A 16,907-nucleotide genomic window follows, 5' to 3' on the forward strand; every position below is an offset into this window, starting at 1 on the left:
CTCCGCTCCACCTTCATCGTCTCTTCGACGGCGCCGGATCGAGCTCCGGATAGCGCCGGAAGATGCCGTCTTCGTTGAAGGGTATCCGCCGATCCGAGGCCAGGTAGGCCGCGATCCGCGGGCGCTCGGCCACGCGGTCGTGCAGCGCGACGAGCCCCGGGATCCTGGGCGCGAAGGCGGCCATGGCGTGCGGGAACGCGTAGCGGAGGCCCTCGATGATCTGGAACATCGAGAGGTCCACGTAGGACATCGCGCCTCCCAGGAGGTGAAGGCCGCCGTGGCGATCGAGGACGCGCTCGAAATAGCCGAGAAACTTGGGCATGCGCTCGGCGAGGAAGTCCTGGCTGCGGCGGAGGGCCTCGGGCTTCTGGTCCTCGTAATAGAGCCCGACGGAGATGGGGTGATGCGTGTCGTGCACCTCGGCGACCAGATCGGAGATGGTGAGCTGGAGCTGATGGGCGCCGAGCCTGCTCGCCTCGTCGTCTGGCGCGAGGCCGAGGCGCGCGCCGAGGTAGAAGAGGATGTTGGCCACCTGCGCGATCACGAGGTCGCCGGAGCGGAGGAACGGCGGCGCGAAGGGCTCGAGCGCGAGCGCGTGGCTCTTCATGAGCTTCTGCATGGCGGCGACGCCGCCGTGCTTCGCCGCGGGCAGGCGGGCGACATCGACATAAGGAGCGCCGGCGTCCTCGAGCGCGAGGCGCACGAATTCGCCGCGGCCCTGAATGCCCGGCCAGTAATACAGCTCGTACGTTGGCTCGTTCATGACGGATAACTCGCGCCGGGGAGGGCCGCGGTCAATGGGCGCGCCGCCGAGCAGCCCGCCGGGTACCGCGCGGACACGCGAGCCGGTGCCCCCTGCGCCGCGCCGCCGAAGGGGAGATCCGTGGCCGCTGTGGCTCGCAGCTCGACGGACCCGCCCGCCCCCTCGTACCGCTTCGCCACCGCAAGTTCGTCGTTGCTGTACTTCGTCGTCATGGAGAGGGGAACCAGTGGGTGACCTCTGCCACGACTTTCTTCGTCTGGAAGAACGTGAAGGCCGTCGCTGCTATCCGGACCTTGCTGTACTTCGTTGTCATGGGATGGAATTCGACCTGCGGCCTGAGAAATCCGTGGTCGTTGTGGGCCAGGCAATAACCGCCGTTCGGGCGAGCGGCATCCAGAACCCACTCGAAGCCTTCGGTCGGTGTCATGTCTCCGTGCTCGTCCGCGAGCTGCTCCCAGTGACCGATCGAGCAGATCCACTGGTTGCACCGCGGAGGAACCCAGCCATAGGCCGTCGCCGTGACGCCCGAGATGTTGCACTCCGCCTGGCTCGTCGGCACAGCACCGGCGTAGCGCGCGTAGAGGTTCGGATAGGAGCCGGCCAATCCGGTCACCTCGAAGACGTATGCGGTCGGGCAGGCAGAGCTGCCGTAGGTGCTCGTGGGCGAGTATGAATAGGCCCAATCGGGATCGGCCGGCATGGAGTAGAAGTTGTTCGAGCCGCCGAGGCTCGACCCCGGGTCAGTGCAAGCCGCCAGGCGAGCCTCGGCGATGTCCTCGTCACCGAGGCTCGCGTCGAGCTCCTCGGAACTTCCGGCGCAACCGGTGGCGGCCGGAATGAAACTGGTCAGAAAACTGGCAAGAAGCTCAAGACGGATGACCACGCGCTTCATGACGCATCTCCTCTCACAGCGAGCCGTGCGTGCTGGGTGGCCGGGTCGGCCACCGCCGCACCGCTTGTTCGCCCACAAAGGGCGACAGTCCAGGAGAGCGTAGGGGCACCGTCGCGTCAACCTCACGCATCGCGATCTGGGCCTCGCTCTCGGTGAGCCGGCGCCCACGAGAAGGCCGGTTCGCCACCGCAAATCCCTCCTGGGGGCACGCCTCACCGGGGCGCCGCCGTCACCGCAGATCGCTGCAGCGCCTCGGCCAGGAGCGATCGGTAGAGCGGCGAGCTCTCGCGCAGCGACTCGTGCGTGCCGACCGCCGCGACCCTGCCGCCGTCGAGCAGCACGTTGAAGGTCGACCGGAGGAGGTGCGGCGCGTGGGTCACCACGACCGCCGTGCGCCCGGCGGCGACCTCGCACGCGGTGCGGAGCAGCGCCTCGGCGGTCGCGCCCGGCAAGCCCGCCTCCGGCTCGTCCAGCACGAAGACGCGCGGCTCCCGCAGCAGCACCCGCGCGAGCAGCAGCCGCCGCGCCTCGCCGCCCGACAGGCTCGGCGGAGAGGCGCGCACCTCGGTCGCGAGGCCGCGCGCCGGCGCCCCCGCGAGCTCGTCGAGCTCCACCTGGCGGAGCGCCGCCCGCAGGCGGTCCTCCGGCGGCGGAGGCTCGAGCCCGAGCGCGAGGTTGTGCCCGATGCTCCGCTCGAACAGCCGCGCCGACTGGCCCACCACGCCGAAGAGCCGCGGGAGCTCCTCGGGCGGGATCCGCCGGAGATCCACGCCGCCCACGGTGATCGCGCCGGACGACGGATCGTCGAGCCGCAACAGCAGGCGCAGGAGCATCGACTTGCCGCTGCCGGATCGACCGCAGATGCCGACCACCGCGCCGGCAGGGATCGAGAGCGACACGTCGTCGAGGACCGGACGGGCCGCGCCCGGCGGCGTGAAGGTGACCCGCTCGAACACGATCGGCAGCGGGCGCCTCGCCTCGCCGTCCACGCCGGCCACGCCGGCCGCAGCCCCGGCGCGCGGCTCCGGGGCCGCCGCGGCCCCTCCGGGCCCGGCGGCGGGGACGCCCTCCGCGCGCGGCGGGTGCTCCGGCAGGCGGAGCAGGGCGAGCGTCGCGCGCAGCAGCGGGGCGCGCTCGATGAAGCCGGCGCGGAGCGCGTCGAGCGCCTCGAGACGCGCCATCAGGAGCGGCACCACGAGCAGGAGCTCGCCGACCTCGCCCGCGCCGGCGTCGCCGCGCGAGGCCGCGATGGCGGTGACGATGACGAGCGGCGAGAGCGCCGCGAAGACGCCCTTGATCTGGCCGGACACCGCGAGCGCCTGGCCGAAGCGGCGACGCGCGTCGGCGACCCGGTACGCGGCCCCGGTGAGCTCGCGGACGGCCTGGTCGCGGGCGCCGAGCAGGCGCAGGTCCTCCGCGCCCGCGAGCGCCTCGCCGACCGCGCCGAAGACCGCCGTGTCGGCGTGCTGCATCTCCCGCATCGCGCGCGCCACACGCCCGGAGGCCCGGTCGGCGGCGAGCCGCGAGGCCGCGAAGAGCGCCGCGCCGCCCGCGAGGACGAGCGCCATGCCGCTCGAGACGAGCCCCGCGGCGAGCACCGCGAGCGTCGTGACCGCCTGGGGGAGGCCGGTGGCGACGGCGACACCGAAATCGGCGACGAGGCCGGCGTCGCGCGCGATCGCGAGCCGCACGACCTCGGCGCCCCGGACGGGCGGGACGGGGGGCGCGGGCGAGGCGTCGGAGCCGCCGCTGCCGCCGGCGGCGCGCGGACGCGGCATGGGCCCGGCCATCGAGGCGGACGCGAGCGCGCGCCCCGCGGCGTCGACGTCCCGGGGCGAGGCGAACAGCGCCGCGCGGAAGAGCGCGACGCGGAGCGCGGCGGTGAGATCGCCGGCGAGCTCGGAGCTCTTCCGGCCGGACAGCACCGCGACCGAGGCGGACGCGAGCGTGGCCGCCAGCGCGGCGAGGACCACAACGGCCGCCGGCGCGCCGTCGAGCAGCCGGGCGAGCGCGGCGCCGAGGCCGCCGGAAAGCCTCGCCGCGCGCCCGACGACGGCGTCGAGGGCCGCGCCCGCCACGGCCGGCAGGAGGCCGGCAAGGGCCCCCGAGAGCGACGAGAGCGCCACGACGAGGACGAGGCGCGCGCCGCCTGGCGCGCGACGCAGGACCCCGGAGAAGCCTGCGCGGCGCTCTGCTCGGCCCCCCGCCGCCCCGGCCGACGCCACTGCCCCTGGCGCCCCCGCGGGCTCCGCCGCCCCCGCCGCCTCCGCCGCCCCCGCCGCCGCCCCCGCCGTCCCCGCCGACATGTGCGGCACCCGCCCCGCGTGCAGCGAGCGAAGACCGATCCGCAGGATCGCGAGGAGCGCGCGCATCGACGTGCGCGTCCACGCTACACCGCGGGCGCCGTTGCGCGCGACGCGCATCCGATCGACCCTCTCCTCGTGCGCACCGCGCTCGTGGTCCTGCTCCCGCTGCTCGCCGCCTGCGAGCGCCCGCAGCCTGCGCCCCCGGCGCAGGCCGACGCCGGCCCTCCCGCCGCCTGGACGCGCGACGTCGCTCCCTCCCTGGCCGACCGCAGCGCCGGCCTCCGGACCGCCGGGCCGCCAGCGGCGAGCTCCGTCGAGCCGGACGCCCTCGAGGAGATCCTCGCCGCCGCGCGGCAGGCAGCGCCGAGGCGGGGCGACGGCACGACCGCCGCGAAGATCGGCACGAGCACCGGCGTGCCGGAGCCCTCGGCGCGCCCGACCGAGCCGCCCCCCCAGCCGGCGCCCGCGCCCGCCCTGCGGTCGCGCGTCGAGATCGGCGCGCCCGCGGTGCAGGCCGACATGTCCACCCCCGCGATCGAGAAGGCGGCGCGGGCGCAGCTCTACTGGGACCTCGTGCAGCGCTGCCGCGGCCCGGACGGGAAGCTCCTGCCGCCCGACGTCATCCGGGTGGAGTTCAACGTCGACGCCGAGGGCTACATCGTGGCGCCCACGATCATCGGGAGCGCCTCGGATCCCCGCTACGACGAGGCGGCCACCTGCATGCGGCGAGAGCTGTCCGGAGCGGCGTTCCGCGCCCCGGCGGGCGCGCGCGGTCTGCCGACCCGGGTGGACGCGACCGTGCCGTCGGTCGACTGACCTCGAGCAGCTCCAGCGCGAGCCCGCCGACCGGCGCCCCCGCTCCGCGACGGCAAGCCCCCGCCCCGCCCCGCCACGGCGCCCCCGCCCCGCCGGTCGCCCCCGCCGCGCCGCGAGGCCTCAGTCGAGCCGCGAGACGCTGAGCGGCCGCATGAGCGCCCGCTTCTTGTCCTGGTGCTCGTGCATGCGCTGGAGGACGTCGACCACGAAGTCCACCGTCGCGACGATGTTCTCGCCCTGGTTGAGCATCACGCACTCGGCGCGCGAGCTCATCGCCGCGTCCGTCACCTCGCCGCGCGTCGGCACGCCGGTCTTGTTCAGGCTCTCGAGCACCTGCGTCGCCCAGATCGCCGGGACCAGCGCGGCCTCGCAGAGCCAGAGGAGCTCCTCCTGCACCTCCGCCAGCCGCACGAACCCCATCTCCACCGCCATGTCGCCGCGCGCGAGCATCACCCCCACGTTCTCGCTGCGCATCGCCGTGAGCAGCAGCCGCGGGAACCGCGCGAACCCCGGGGTCGTCTCGATCTTGAGCACCAGCCCGAGGTGCGCGGCCTCGCGCGCCGCGAGCTCCTCCTGGAGGCGCTCCACGTCGGCAGGAGACCGCACGAACGAGAGCCCCACCATGTCCGCGTGCCGCGCGATGAAGTCGAGATCCTCCAGATCCTTCGGCGCGAGCGGCGGGATCCCGAGCTCGGTGTCCGGGAAGTTCAGGCCCTTGCCCGGCTTCAGCTTGACCGAGCCCTGGCGCGCGAAATCGACCGCCACGAGCGCCGCGCCCTCGGCCGCGAGCTTGACCGTGCCGCCGAGCCGCCCGTCGTCGTAAAACACCCTGTGCCCGGGCCTCAGGTGGTCGACGACCTCCGGGACCGTGCAGCTCACAGCGAGCGCCTCCTCGGCCTCGGTCCCGGCGCCGTCCGCCGAGGCGCGCGCCCGCTTCGCGTCCTTCACGTCCTTGCAGAGCCAGAACGCGGGCTGCTCGCCCGACGCCGGGAGCGTGACCCGCGCCGAGCCCCCGTCGACCTTGCTCACGCGCGGGTTGGGCCCGGCGATGTCACAGAGGACCTTGCACCCGAACCCGGTCTCCTCCCCCGCCCTCCGGAGCCGCGCGATGAGCTCGGACCACTCGCCTGCGCCCCCCTTCGAGCAGTTGATGCGCGCGACATCCATGCCCGCCTCGAGCAGCCTCTTCAGGTCGCGCTTCCGCGCGTCGGCCGGCAGCGTGACCATCACCCGCGTCCGGCGCCCTGGCCTCCCCTCGCCGAGCAGCGCCCGCGCGTGCTCCTCGAGCAGCGACTCCCCCGAGTCGAACGTGGTGGGACACGCGCCCTCGGGCCGCGTCGCGGGGCGCCCGGCGAGCGCGTCGAGCGCGACGAGCACGGCGTCGAGGGAGGCGAGCGCGCACCGCTCCAGCCGCCCCAGGGAGCTCAGCCCGAGCGACGCGAGCTGCCGCTGCAGATCGCGGATGTCGCGCTGCCGGACGGCGAGGTAGTGGAGCAGGTTCGTCGCCCCCGCCCGGTGCGTCGGGTGCACCGCCTCGATCAGCGCCCGGTGGTGCTCCTCATGCTCGACGGCGCTCCCGCGCAGCGCCTCGACGGCGGCGAGGACGTGCTCGACAACGTGCGTTTCGGGATAGGCCATGGCGCGGTCTCCGGGCTCCGGCGCGCAGGTCGTGGGATCCACGCGCGCGCCGCGACGGGCGGCGCTGCCGGCGAGTCCACCACCGCGCGCCGGGCCCGTCCAGCGCCGCGAGGAGGCCGGAGCGGCGGAGACGACGGAACGCCTCCGCTCCTTCACAGCCCCGCCACGGAGCGCCGGCGCAGCGGAGCGGGCAGCGCGCTGCCCCGGGCCGCTACGCGGGCGCGCGGTACCGCGCCACGACCACCGTGATGTCGTCGTCCGGGCTCGGGCACCAGCCCTCGACGTCCCTCAGGATCCGATCGCGGATCGCCTCGACGGGCGCGGCCTGGACGGCCTCGATCGCGGCGCAGAGCCGCTCCAGCCCGAACTGCTCGCGGTGCGCGTTGCGCGCCTCGGTCACGCCGTCGCTGTAGAGCACCAGCACGTCGCCGTCCTCCAGGAAGAAGTCGGCGTCCCGCGTCATCTCGTCGATGACCGGCAGCACGCCGATCCAGACGCCCGTGCTCGGGATGCACACGCACCGCCGCGTGCGCGCGGAGCACACGATGATGTCGTCGTGCGCCCCCGCGAACGTCACCCGCCCGCTCCGCTCGTACCGCAGGAGCAGCAGCGTCGCGTGCTCGTCCCGCTTCAGACGGCTGCGGACGTTCTTGAACACCGCCTTGTTGAGCGCCGCGAGGAGCTCGCTCGGGCTCGCGCCCGGGTCCCGGCTGGTCAGCGCCGAGACCATGCTCTGGATCATCAGCATCACGAGCCCCGCCGCGAGCCCGTGCCCCGCCACGTCGCCGATCCCGAGCCACCCGCCCCCGGGCGTCGCGATGACATCGTGGTAGTCGCCCCCCACCTCGGCGGCCGGCGTCATCGCCGCGCAGAGCTCCAGCCCCTCGACCTCGAGCTGCTCCGGCACCAGCGTCGTCTGGAGCCGCGCCGCGAGGGCGGTCTCCTGCCGCTCGCTCTCCTGCTCCAGCCGCTCGCGCAGCTCCACCTGGCGGACCATCTCCCGGTGCAGCGCCACCGTCTTCACCGCGGAGCCGAACTGGAGCCGCAGCGCGTCGTACACCATCTCGTTCACGCCGCTGTTGAGCGCCATGATGCCGAAATGATCGGTGTCACCGAACGTGATCGGCATCACGACGGTGCTCGCGCGCTCGTGCGAGCCCAGGAACCCGGGCGGAGCGAAGGCGTGCACCGGGAAGCTCTCCGCCGAGGGCTCCACCTCGCGGCCGCCCTCCATCAGAAAGAGCGTCTTCAGGGTCGCGCGCTGGGCGTCGTCGTAGAGCGAGATGGCGGCGCGCGTGAAGTGCAGCCTGGGCATCTCGGAGGCCAGCATGCGCTTGAAGAGGGGGAGGCTCAGGCACGTCGAGAACCACCTCCCGCTCCAGCTCAGGCCGATCGAGGCGACCTCGACGTCGAGGCGCTGGCGCCCCTCGGCGCGCACCGACGCGCTCCCGATGAGGATGCGGCACGCATGCCAGAGCTGCTCGAGGGACTCGTTCGCGGCGGCCCCGGCCGGGTCCCCGGCGGGCCGGCGGAGCCGCGAGCGCAGCAGCGTGATCACGCCCTGAAACAGGTCGAGGAACACCCCCTCGCGCGCCGCCGTGTCGAGGAGCCGCTCCAGCACGTGCAGGAAGCGCCCCTCGCTCCCCTCGAGCTCCTCCTCCAGCGCCGACAGGAGCTCGCCGGACCAGCCGTCGAGCGAGGCGGCCGGGACGCCCACGGCGTGCTCGAGCGCGCGCTCCAGCTCGTCGCGGCGGTCGCCGAGCGAGAGCGCCCCGAGGCGCGGCGGCGGGCGCGTGAGCGGCCCCAGGGAAACGACGGCCTGATACGAGCAGCCGCACGACTCGCGCCGCGTGAGCTCGACCTGCTGCATGCTGCGCTCGGGGACGCGCTCGCCGTCGAGCATGCGCAGCACCGTCTCGAGCGCGAGCTCCCCGAGCCGCTTGATCGGCTGGCGGACCGTGGTGAGCGACGGCTTCGCGTAGCGCGCCACGCCGACGTCGTCGAAGCCGCACACGAGGATGTCCCGCGGCACCTTGCGGCCCCGCGCCTTCAAGAGCTCGATCGCGCCGAGGGCCATGTTGTCGTTGGCGGCGACCACCGCGTCGAGCTCGACCCCGCGGGCCAGGATCTCGGCCATCGCGTCCCGGCCGGTGTCGATCGTGAACTCGCCGCTCGCGACGAGGCGCTCGTCGTAGGGCAGCGCGCGCGCGGCGAGCGCCCGCCGGTACGCCTCGGCGCGGAGCCTCGCCTCCCCGTTGTTGGCCGGACCGCCGATGTAGGCGACGCGCCGGCACGCGTGGTCGTCGAAGAGGTGGCCGGCCGCCATCTCGATCCCGAGGCCGTTGTCGACGAGGATGCTGGGCACGCCCGGGATCGGGATCCCGATGCTGCACACGGGCAGCGGCTCGTAATACCGGCAGAAGCTCTGCACCCCCTCGACGCCGACGTGGTTGCCGAGCGTCGCCGAGGCGATCACGATGCCGTCGACCGCCTCCGGGCCGACGAGGTGGTAGAGGCTGCTCTGGGCGACCTCGGAGGGGCTGTGGCCGGTCAGCGCCTCGCCGACGGCGATCACGAGGTGGACGTCGTGCGCCTCGGCCGCGAGCTCGACCCCGATCCGCACGGCGGATTGGTACTCGCCTCGCACATAATCCATCACGAGGGCGATCGTCCGGCGCTTCTTCGTCATGTCCTGCGGCTCTCGGGTCAGGTGTCAGCGATCGAGACCAGCTCCGGAGACATGCGCTCGAGCGCCGTCAGGCTCCGCCTCTGCCACCCGAGCCGCGCGTCCGTGAGGAACTGGACCTTGCACTTCTGGCCCTGGCCCGCGACGCCGCAGATGAAGCTGATGAACGCCTTCAGACAGCTCGAGTTCAGGAAGTAAAGGGCCCTCACGTCGAACTCGACGACGTTGATGGAGAGGCGCACCACCTCCGCCTGAAGGGCCTTGAGGCAGATGCCGAGCGACGGCGCCGCCGCCATGTCGCCTGTCCCGCTGAGCCGGATGCTGAGGGTGTCGTCCCTCAGGGCCGGCTCGATCCCGAAGCTGTCCGTGAAGACAGGCTCAACCCTCAAGTTGCTCATCACCCCTCCGCCTCCCGGACGCCGCCCGCGCGATGGTCTTCAGCCCGTTCCCCTCGATCATTGGAGCCCACATCGAATCGATCCACGACGCGCCCCCCGACCCCGACGCGCCCCCGACCCCGGCGCGCCCCTCGAGGCCGCGCCCCGATACCCAGGTTCCCGGCGAGCTCGCGCCGCCCTGAAGCACCGCGCGCCCGCGCTCGGACCGCCTCGCGCCGTCGCGCGGGAGCTGGACGCACGCCTTGACACCAAGATAGCCATCCGTTCAGACGGGGAAAACCCGATGCACAGGACGTCGAGGCGTTCTGGCTCACTTCGTAAGCTAACACGACCCGACCAGCGTACGTGGTTCTTGCACTGGATCCAATTCCCTTGCCCAGAGCACAGCTGTGTGGGCAGGCAAACAGTCACGCGCGCCGCGCCGCTGCTGTCGTTCGACGCGCGCGGGGTCAGGGCTACCGGGGGGCGCGGAACCTCGCCACGACGACCGTGATGTCGTCGTCCGGGCTCGGACACCAGCCCTCGACTTCCTTCAGGATCCAGTCGCGGATGGCCTCGACGGATGCGCCCTGGGCGGACTCGACGGCGGCGCACAGCCGCTCGAGGCCGAACTGCTCGTGGTGCGCGTTGCGCGCCTCGGTCACGCCGTCGCTGTAGAGCACCAGCACGTCGCCGTCCTCCAGGAAGAACTCGGCGTCGCGGGTCATCGCGTCGATGACGGGCAGCGCGCCGATCCAGACGCCGGAGCTCTGGACGCACACGCAGCGCCGCGTGCGCGCGCGGCACACGATGATGTCGTCGTGCGCCCCGGCGAACGTCACCCGCCCGCTCCGCTCGTACCGCAGGAGCAGCAGCGTCGCGTGCTCGTCCCGCTTCAGGCGGCTGCGGACGTTGTCGTACACCGCCGCGTTGACCGCCGAGATCAGCGCGGCCGGGCTGGCGCCCGGGTCCCTGCGCGTCAGCGCCGAGACCATGCTCTGGATCATCAGCATCACGAGCCCCGCCGCGAGCCCGTGCCCCGCGACGTCGCCGATGCCGAGCCAGCCGCCCTGGCGGGTCGCGAGCACGTCGTAGTAGTCGCCGCCGACCTCGGCCGCCGGGCTCATCGCGGCGGCGAGCTCGAGCCCCTCGATCGCGAGCTGCTCCGGGGCCAGCGTCGTCTGGATGCGCGCCGCCACGACGCTCTCCTGGCGGAGCTTGTCCTGCTCCAGCCGCTCGCGCAGCTCCACCTGCCGGACCACCTCCCGGTGCAGCTCCGCGGCCTTGATCGCAGAGCCGAGCTGGAGGCGGAGCGCGTCATAGATGAGCTCGTTCGCGCCGCTGTTGAGCACCGCGACGCCGAACTTCTCCGTGTCGCCGAACGCGACCGGGAGCGCGATCAGGGTCCTGCGCTCCGGCGCGTCCAGGAACCCCGGGGGCGCGAGGAGGCGCGCCGGGAAGCTCACCTGCGGCGGCTCCACCTCGCGGCCGTCCTCCATCAAGAAGAGCGGCTTCATCAGGGTGCGCTGCGCGTCATGCGCGGGGTGCATCGAGTGCGCGCCCTCGTAGAGCGACACGGCGACGCGCGAGAGCTCCAGGCTCGGCAGCGCCGACGCCATCACGCGCTTCAGGACAGGCAGGCTCAGGCAGGTCGAGAAGCTGCGCGACGTCCAGCTCAGGTACATCGACGCGAGCTCCACGTTCAGCCGCTGCTCGCCCTCGGCGCGCACGGACGCGCTCCCGACGACGACCCGCGCCGCGTGCCAGATCTGCTCGAGCGTCTCGCGGAGCTCGCGGCCGCCGTCGCTGTCGGGCATCCGGCAGAGCCGCTCGCGGAGCAGCGTGACCACGCCCTGGAAGTGATCGAGGATCGCGCCCTCGCGCCTCGCCGCGTCGAGGGTGGCCTCGAGCGCGCGCAGGAAGCGCCCCTCGGCCGCCTCGCCTCCCGCGAGCTCTTCCTCCAGCGCCGACAGGAGCTTGCCGGACCAGCCGTCGAGCGAGCCGGTCGGGATCGCCACGCTCCTCGTGAGCGCGCGCTCCAGCGACTCCCGCTGTCCGGCGAGCCAGCGCGTCCCGCCCCGCGTCGAGTCGCCCGGCGGCGCGAGCGAGGCGCTCGCCTGGGACCGGCAGCCGCACGACTCCCGGCAGGTGAGCTCGACCTCGAGGAGCGTCGTGCGCGGGACGTCCATGCCGCCGAGCATGCGCACCATCATGTCCGCCGCGACCGACCCGAGCCGCTTGATCGGCTGGCGGACGGTGGTCAGCGACGGCCTGGAGAAGCGCGCGATGGCGGCGTCGTCGAAGCCGGAGACGAGGACGTCCTCCGGGATGCGGAAGCCCCGCGCCTCGAGCTCCTCGATCGCCCCGAGCGCCATCTTGTCGTTGGCCGCGACCACCGCGTCGACCTCGCCCGCGCGGGCGAGGATCTCGCGCATCGCGGCGCGCCCCGTGTCGATCGAGAACGCGCCGAACGCGAAGAGGCGCTCGTCCTGGGGCAGCCCGCGCGCGGCGAGCGCCCTCACGTACGCGTCGGCGCGCGCCCTCGACTCCTCGTTGTTGGCCGGCCCGCTGATGTAGGCGACGCGCCGGCGCCCGTGGACGTCGACCATGTGCTCGACCGCGAGCTCGATCCCGACGGCGTTGTCCACCACGATGCTCGGGATACCGTCGATGGCCATCCCGATGCTGAAGACGGGCAGCGGCGGATAGGCCCGGCAGAACTCGCGCATGCCCTCGATGCCGACGTGGTGGCAGAGGGACGACGCCGCGATGATGACCCCGTCGACCGTCTCCGCGCCGATGAGCTGATAGATGCTGTTCTGCGCCGACCCGATCGCCCCCGGCAGGGCGAGCGTCTCTCCGAAGGCGACCAGGAGATTGACGTCGTGCGCCTCGACGGCGCGCTCCACCCCGAACCGCAGGTCGGACTGGTAGTCCCCCCCGACGTAGTCCAGCAGGAGGGCGATCCTAGGGCGCTTCTTGGCCATCCCCTGCGCCTCTCGCGTCACGTGTCGACGATCGAGACGAGCTCTGGAGACATGCGCTCTAGGGCCGTCAGGCTCCGCCGCTGCCACCCGAGCCGGGCGTCCGTGAGGAACTGGATCTTGCACCTCAGCCCCTGGCTCCCGAGGCGGGAGATGAAGCTGATGAACGCCTTCAGGCAGCTCGAGTTCAGGAAGTACAGCGCCCGCACGTCGAACTCGACGGCGCTCACGCGCAGGCGCAGCGCCTCTGAGTGCATGTCCTTGAGGAACATGTCGAGCGGCGCGACCGCCGCCATGTCGCCCGTGCCGGTGAGCTTGACGCCGAGGGTGTCGTCCCTCAGGGCCGGCTCGATCCCGAAGCTGTCCATGACGACGGGCTCAACCCTCAAGCTGCTCATCACCCCTCCATCTCCCAACCGGCGCGTGCGCGATGATCGTCAGCTCGTTCCCCTCGATCTTGTAGTCCACGTCGAGCCCGCCCTCGGCGCGCACCCGCGCGAGGCCGAGCCCAGAGACCCCTTCCATCATCGCTGTCTCGCAGATGAGCTCATCATAGTGCTTCACCGGATCGATCGCTGTCTTCAGCTCGAAGAGCCGCTTCTCCACCTCGCGCAGCCGCTCCGGCGACGCCTCGTTGCGGGCGCAGATCTTCATGATGCACGAGCTCTCGGTCTCCTCCAGCGCTAGCTCCAGGCTGACCTTCGGTCCGGAGGAGTATTTGATGATGTTCTCGGCAAGCTCGTGCGCGGCCATGTAGAACCGCGAGCTCACGTTCGCATCGTCCAGCACCATGCTGCAGAAGCAGGAGACCAGCCGAAGCACGCTGTTGGCCATCCGCTCGGTCGGATAAAACGTGATGCAAAGGAACAGTGAGCCGCTCGGACTCGGTTCGGACACTGACACGATGCGATCAGCGTACGGCTTTCACGAGCCGGATCCAATCCCTTCTGCGCGCGTCGCCTCGCCGCCTCGCCTCGCGCGCCGTAGCGCTCATGTAGGTGAGCCGGTGGCCGCGGGCCACAGCTACGCGGGCGCGCTGTACCTCGCCACGACGACCGTGATGTCGTCGTCCGGGCTCGGGCACCAGCCCTCGACCTCCCGCAGGATCTGGTCGCGGATCGCCTCGACGGGCGCCGCCTGCGCGGCCTCGATGGTGGCGCACAGCCGCTCGAGGCCGAACTGCTCGCGGTGCGCATTGCGCGCCTCGGTCACGCCGTCGCTGTAAAGCACCAGGACGTCGCCGTCCTCCAGCACGAACTCGGCGTCTCTCGTCATCGCCTCGATGGCGGGCAGCGCGCCGATCCAGACGCCGGAGCTCTCGATGCACATGCAGCGCCGCGTGCGCGCGCGGTACACGATGATGTCGTCGTGCGCCCCGGCGAACGTCACCCGCCCGCTCCGCTCGTACCGCAGGAGCAGCAGCGTCGCGTGCTCGTCCCGCTTCAGGCGGCTGCGGACGTTGTCGTACACCGCCGCGTTGACCGCGGAGAGGACGGCGCCCGGGCTGGCGTCCGGGTCGCTGCGGGTCAGCGCGGAGATCATGCTCTGGATCATCAGCATCACGAGCCCCGCCGCGAGCCCGTGCCCCGCCACGTCGCCGATGCCGAGCCAGCCGCCCTGGGGCGTCGCGAGCACGTCGTAGTAATCGCCCCCGACCTCGGCCGCCGGCTGCATGATGGCGGAGATCTCGAGTCCCTCGATCGAGAGCTCCGCCGGCACCAGCGTGGTCTGGATGCGCGCCGCCACGACGCTCTCCTGCCGGACCCGCTCCTGCTCCAGCCGCTCGCGCAGCTCCACCTGCCGCACGACCTCCCAGTGCAGCGCCGCGGCCTTCACCGCAGAGCCGATCTGGAGGCGGAGCGCGTCATAGACCATCTCGTTGGCGCCGCTGTCGAGCACCCCGACGCCGAACTTCTCCGTGTCGCCGAACGCGACCGGGAGCGCGATGACGCTCCTGCGCTCGTCGCCCACCAGGAACCCCGGGGGCGCGAGGCGGCGCGCCGGGAAGCTCGCCTGCGGCGGCTCCACCTCGCGGCCGTCCTCCATCAAGAAGAGCGGCTTCATGGTGGTGCGCTGCGGGTTGTCGTACAGCGACACGGCGACGCGCGAGAACTGCATCCGCGGCAGCTCCGACGCCATCATGCGCCTCAGGATGGGCAGGCTCAGGCAGGTCGAGAAGCTCCGCGCGCTCCAGCTGAGGTAGAGCGACGCGAGCTCCACGTTCAGCCGCTGCTGCCCCTCGGCGCGCACGGCCGCGCTCCCGATGACGATGCGCGCCGCGTGCCAGAGCCGCTCGAGCGCGTCCGCCGCGGCCCGGTCGCGGAGGTCCCCGGGCCCGCGGCGGAACCGCTCGCGCAGCAGCGTGATCACGCCCTGGAAGTGCTCGAGGTTCGCGCCCTCGCGCCCGGCCGAGTCGAGGAGCGCCTCGAGCATGCGCAGGAAGCGGCCCTCCTTGCCGGCGAGCTCCTCCTCCAGCGCCGACAGGAGCTCGCCGGCCCAGCCGTGGAGCGAGCCGGCCGGGATCGCGACGCTCTTCTCGAGGAGGCGCTCCAGGTCCGCCCGCTGGCCGGGGGGCGGGAGCGGCTCGCGCCACGCCCGGCTCGACGGGACGCCCGCGGCCTCGGCGCTGTAGCCGCAGCCGCACGACTCGCGCAGCATGAGCTCGACCGGGAAGAGGCTGCGCTCCGGGACCGGCTCGCCGTCCATCATGCGCAGCAGCGCGTCGACCGCGCGCGCGCCGAGCCGCTTGATCGGCTGGTGGACGGTGGACAGCGACGGCTTCGTGAAGCGCGCGATGACGGCGTCGTCGAAGCCGGAGACGAGCACGTCGGCCGGGACGCGCAGGCCGTGCGCCGCGAGCTCATCGATCGCCCCGAGGGCCATGTTGTCGTTGGCGACGACGACGGCGTCGAACGCGACCCCGCGGTGGAGGATCTCGCGCATCGCCGTGCGCCCGGTGTCGATCGTGAACACGCCGGTCGCGAAGAGCCGCTCGTCGAAGGGCAGCGATCGGTCCGCGAGCGCCCTCCAGTAGGCGCTGGCGCGCACCTCGGCCTCCTCGTTGTTGGCCGGCCCGCCGATGTACGCGACGCGCCGGCGCCCGTGGTCGTCGACCATGTGCGCGACCGCGAGCTCGATCCCGACGGCGTTGTCCACGATGAGGCTCGGGATGCCCTCTATCGCCGTCCCGATGCTGCAGACGGGCAGCGGCGCGTAGGACTGGCAGAACCGCTGCATCCCCTCGATGCCGACGTGATGGCAGAGGGTCGTCGAGGCGACGATGATGCCGTCGACCGTCTCGGCGCCGATGAGCTGATAGATGCTGTTCTGGGCCGACCCGGCCGCGCCGGCCGACCCCGCGAGCGCGAGCGTCTCCCCGAAGGCGATCACCAGGTTGACGTCGTGGGCCTCGGCGGAGCGCTCGACGCCGAAGCGCACGTCGGACTGGTACTCGCCTCGTACGTAATCCACCAGCAGGGCGATCGTCCGGCGCTTCCTGGTCATGAACTACGGGCCTCGCGTCAGGAGTCGGCGATCGAGACGAGCTCCGGCGACATGCGCTCGAGCGCGGTGAGGCTCCGCCGCTGCCACCCGAGCCGGGCGTCCGTGAGGAACTGGATCTTGCACTTCATCCCCTGGCTCCCGAGGCCGCAGATGAAGCTGATGAACGCCTTCAGGCAGCTCGAGTTCAGGAAGTAGAGGGCCCTCACGTCGAACTCCACGGCGCTCACGGACAGGCGTATCACCTCCGCCTGGAGGGTCTTGAAATAGGAGCCGAGCGGCGCGGCCGCCGCCATGTCGCCCGTGCCAGTGAGCTTGACGCTGAGGGTGTCGTCCCTCAGGGCCGGCTCGATCCCGAAGCTGTCCGTGACGACGGAATCAACCTTTAAGCTGCTCATCAACCCTCCATCTCCCAACCGGCGCGTGCGCGATGATCGTCAGCTCGTTCCCCTCGATCTTGTAGTCCACGTCGAGCCCGCCCTCGGCGCGCACCCGCGCGAGGCCGAGCCCCGAGACCCCCTCCACCATCGCTGTCTCGCAGATGAGGTCGTCGTAGTGCTTCACCGGATCGCTCGCTGTCTTCAGCTCGAGCAGCCGCCGCTCCACCTCGCGCAGCCGCTCCGGAGACGCCTCGTTGCGGGCGCGGATCTTCATGATGTAAGAGCTCTCGTGCTCCTCCAGCGCGAGCTCCAGGCTGACGCGGGGGCCCGCCGAGTACTTGGTGATGTTCTCGGCGAGCTCGTGCGCGGCCATGTAGAACCGCGAGCTCACACTGGCATCGTCCAGCACCATCCCGCAAAAGCTGGAGACCAGCCGGAGCACCGCAGTGGCCAGCCGCTCGCTCGGGAAGAACGTGATGCAAAGGAACAATGCGGCATCCTGGCTCGGTTCGGGCTCGGGCACGATGGACCAGGCTACGGCGTTCCCGGAGCGGATCCAATCCC

Annotated in this window: 13 protein-coding genes; 1 reads left to right on the forward strand and 12 read right to left on the reverse strand. The window is 72.4% G+C overall.

Features of this window, described 5'->3' with window-relative positions:
* Nucleotides 1-13: 13 nt before the first annotated feature.
* The 3 genes from WME89_RS33975 to WME89_RS33985 form a co-directional block, all read right to left on the reverse strand.
* A complete protein-coding gene (locus tag WME89_RS33975) occupies nucleotides 14-763 on the reverse strand; it encodes a glutathione S-transferase (RefSeq protein ID WP_438003801.1) in 750 nt (249 codons plus the stop codon).
* A gap of 208 nt (nucleotides 764-971) precedes the next feature.
* Complete coding sequence (locus WME89_RS33980) at nucleotides 972-1,655, reverse strand: hypothetical protein (protein ID WP_438003802.1); 684 nt, start codon at nucleotides 1,653-1,655, stop codon at nucleotides 972-974.
* A 212-nt stretch (nucleotides 1,656-1,867) separates the two neighbouring features.
* On the reverse strand, nucleotides 1,868-4,078 hold the full coding sequence (locus WME89_RS33985; protein ID WP_438003803.1) for an ATP-binding cassette domain-containing protein: 2,211 nt from the start codon (nucleotides 4,076-4,078) through the stop codon (nucleotides 1,868-1,870).
* Nucleotides 4,079-4,096: 18 nt separating this feature from the next.
* On the opposite strand from WME89_RS33985, the gene WME89_RS33990 reads away from it, so the two are divergent.
* Complete coding sequence (locus WME89_RS33990; RefSeq protein WP_438003804.1) at nucleotides 4,097-4,777, forward strand: hypothetical protein; 681 nt, start codon at nucleotides 4,097-4,099, stop codon at nucleotides 4,775-4,777.
* 120 nt (nucleotides 4,778-4,897) lie between these two features.
* Here WME89_RS33990 and WME89_RS33995 read toward each other — a convergent pair whose 3' ends face one another.
* From WME89_RS33995 to WME89_RS34035, 9 genes are all read right to left on the reverse strand, one after another.
* On the reverse strand, nucleotides 4,898-6,415 hold the full coding sequence (locus tag WME89_RS33995; protein ID WP_438003805.1) for a pyruvate kinase: 1,518 nt from the start codon (nucleotides 6,413-6,415) through the stop codon (nucleotides 4,898-4,900).
* A gap of 211 nt (nucleotides 6,416-6,626) precedes the next feature.
* Nucleotides 6,627-9,104, reverse strand: a complete 2,478-nt coding sequence (locus WME89_RS34000; RefSeq protein WP_438003806.1) for a SpoIIE family protein phosphatase — start codon at nucleotides 9,102-9,104, stop codon at nucleotides 6,627-6,629.
* Between the two features lie 17 nt (nucleotides 9,105-9,121).
* Nucleotides 9,122-9,499: a hypothetical protein gene (locus WME89_RS34005; protein WP_438003807.1), complete on the reverse strand. Its 378-nt coding sequence runs from the start codon at nucleotides 9,497-9,499 to the stop codon at nucleotides 9,122-9,124.
* Between the two features lie 455 nt (nucleotides 9,500-9,954).
* Nucleotides 9,955-12,465: a SpoIIE family protein phosphatase gene (locus WME89_RS34010; protein ID WP_438003808.1), complete on the reverse strand. Its 2,511-nt coding sequence runs from the start codon at nucleotides 12,463-12,465 to the stop codon at nucleotides 9,955-9,957.
* 17 nt (nucleotides 12,466-12,482) lie between these two features.
* Entirely contained in the window at nucleotides 12,483-12,860 is a 378-nt protein-coding gene (locus tag WME89_RS34015; protein WP_438003809.1) for a hypothetical protein, read from the reverse strand.
* The gene (locus tag WME89_RS34020) at nucleotides 12,841-13,365 is read right to left on the reverse strand and encodes a hypothetical protein (RefSeq protein WP_438003810.1); all 525 of its coding nucleotides are present in this window, start codon (nucleotides 13,363-13,365) and stop codon (nucleotides 12,841-12,843) included. The genes WME89_RS34015 and WME89_RS34020 overlap by 20 nt, the downstream gene beginning before the upstream one ends.
* Nucleotides 13,366-13,485: 120 nt before the next feature.
* Nucleotides 13,486-15,966 (reverse strand): SpoIIE family protein phosphatase, encoded by a 2,481-nt coding sequence (locus tag WME89_RS34025; RefSeq protein ID WP_438003811.1) that lies wholly within the window; start codon nucleotides 15,964-15,966, stop codon nucleotides 13,486-13,488.
* Between the two features lie 17 nt (nucleotides 15,967-15,983).
* Complete coding sequence (locus WME89_RS34030; protein ID WP_437618742.1) at nucleotides 15,984-16,361, reverse strand: hypothetical protein; 378 nt, start codon at nucleotides 16,359-16,361, stop codon at nucleotides 15,984-15,986.
* Complete coding sequence (locus WME89_RS34035; protein ID WP_437302977.1) at nucleotides 16,342-16,866, reverse strand: hypothetical protein; 525 nt, start codon at nucleotides 16,864-16,866, stop codon at nucleotides 16,342-16,344. The genes WME89_RS34030 and WME89_RS34035 overlap by 20 nt, the downstream gene beginning before the upstream one ends.
* Nucleotides 16,867-16,907: the final 41 nt, after the last annotated feature.

This window comes from Sorangium sp. So ce321 (genome assembly GCF_051530195.1).
GTDB lineage: Bacteria > Myxococcota_A > Polyangia > Polyangiales > Polyangiaceae > Sorangium.

What these genes read in the sequence shown, in the direction of transcription:
- WME89_RS34025 (WP_438003811.1), bottom strand. Translation starts at nt 15,966, where the DNA reads ATGACCAGGAAGCGCCGGACGATCGCCCTGCTGGTGGATTACGTACGA.
- WME89_RS34030 (WP_437618742.1), bottom strand. Translation starts at nt 16,361, where the DNA reads ATGAGCAGCTTAAAGGTTGATTCCGTCGTCACGGACAGCTTCGGGATC.
- WME89_RS33980 (WP_438003802.1), bottom strand. Translation starts at nt 1,655, where the DNA reads ATGAAGCGCGTGGTCATCCGTCTTGAGCTTCTTGCCAGTTTTCTGACC.
- WME89_RS33985 (WP_438003803.1), bottom strand. Translation starts at nt 4,078, where the DNA reads ATGCGCGTCGCGCGCAACGGCGCCCGCGGTGTAGCGTGGACGCGCACG.
- WME89_RS34015 (WP_438003809.1), bottom strand. Translation starts at nt 12,860, where the DNA reads ATGAGCAGCTTGAGGGTTGAGCCCGTCGTCATGGACAGCTTCGGGATC.
- WME89_RS34000 (WP_438003806.1), bottom strand. Translation starts at nt 9,104, where the DNA reads ATGACGAAGAAGCGCCGGACGATCGCCCTCGTGATGGATTATGTGCGA.
- WME89_RS33975 (WP_438003801.1), bottom strand. Translation starts at nt 763, where the DNA reads ATGAACGAGCCAACGTACGAGCTGTATTACTGGCCGGGCATTCAGGGC.
- WME89_RS33995 (WP_438003805.1), bottom strand. Translation starts at nt 6,415, where the DNA reads ATGGCCTATCCCGAAACGCACGTTGTCGAGCACGTCCTCGCCGCCGTC.
- WME89_RS34005 (WP_438003807.1), bottom strand. Translation starts at nt 9,499, where the DNA reads ATGAGCAACTTGAGGGTTGAGCCTGTCTTCACGGACAGCTTCGGGATC.
- WME89_RS34010 (WP_438003808.1), bottom strand. Translation starts at nt 12,465, where the DNA reads ATGGCCAAGAAGCGCCCTAGGATCGCCCTCCTGCTGGACTACGTCGGG.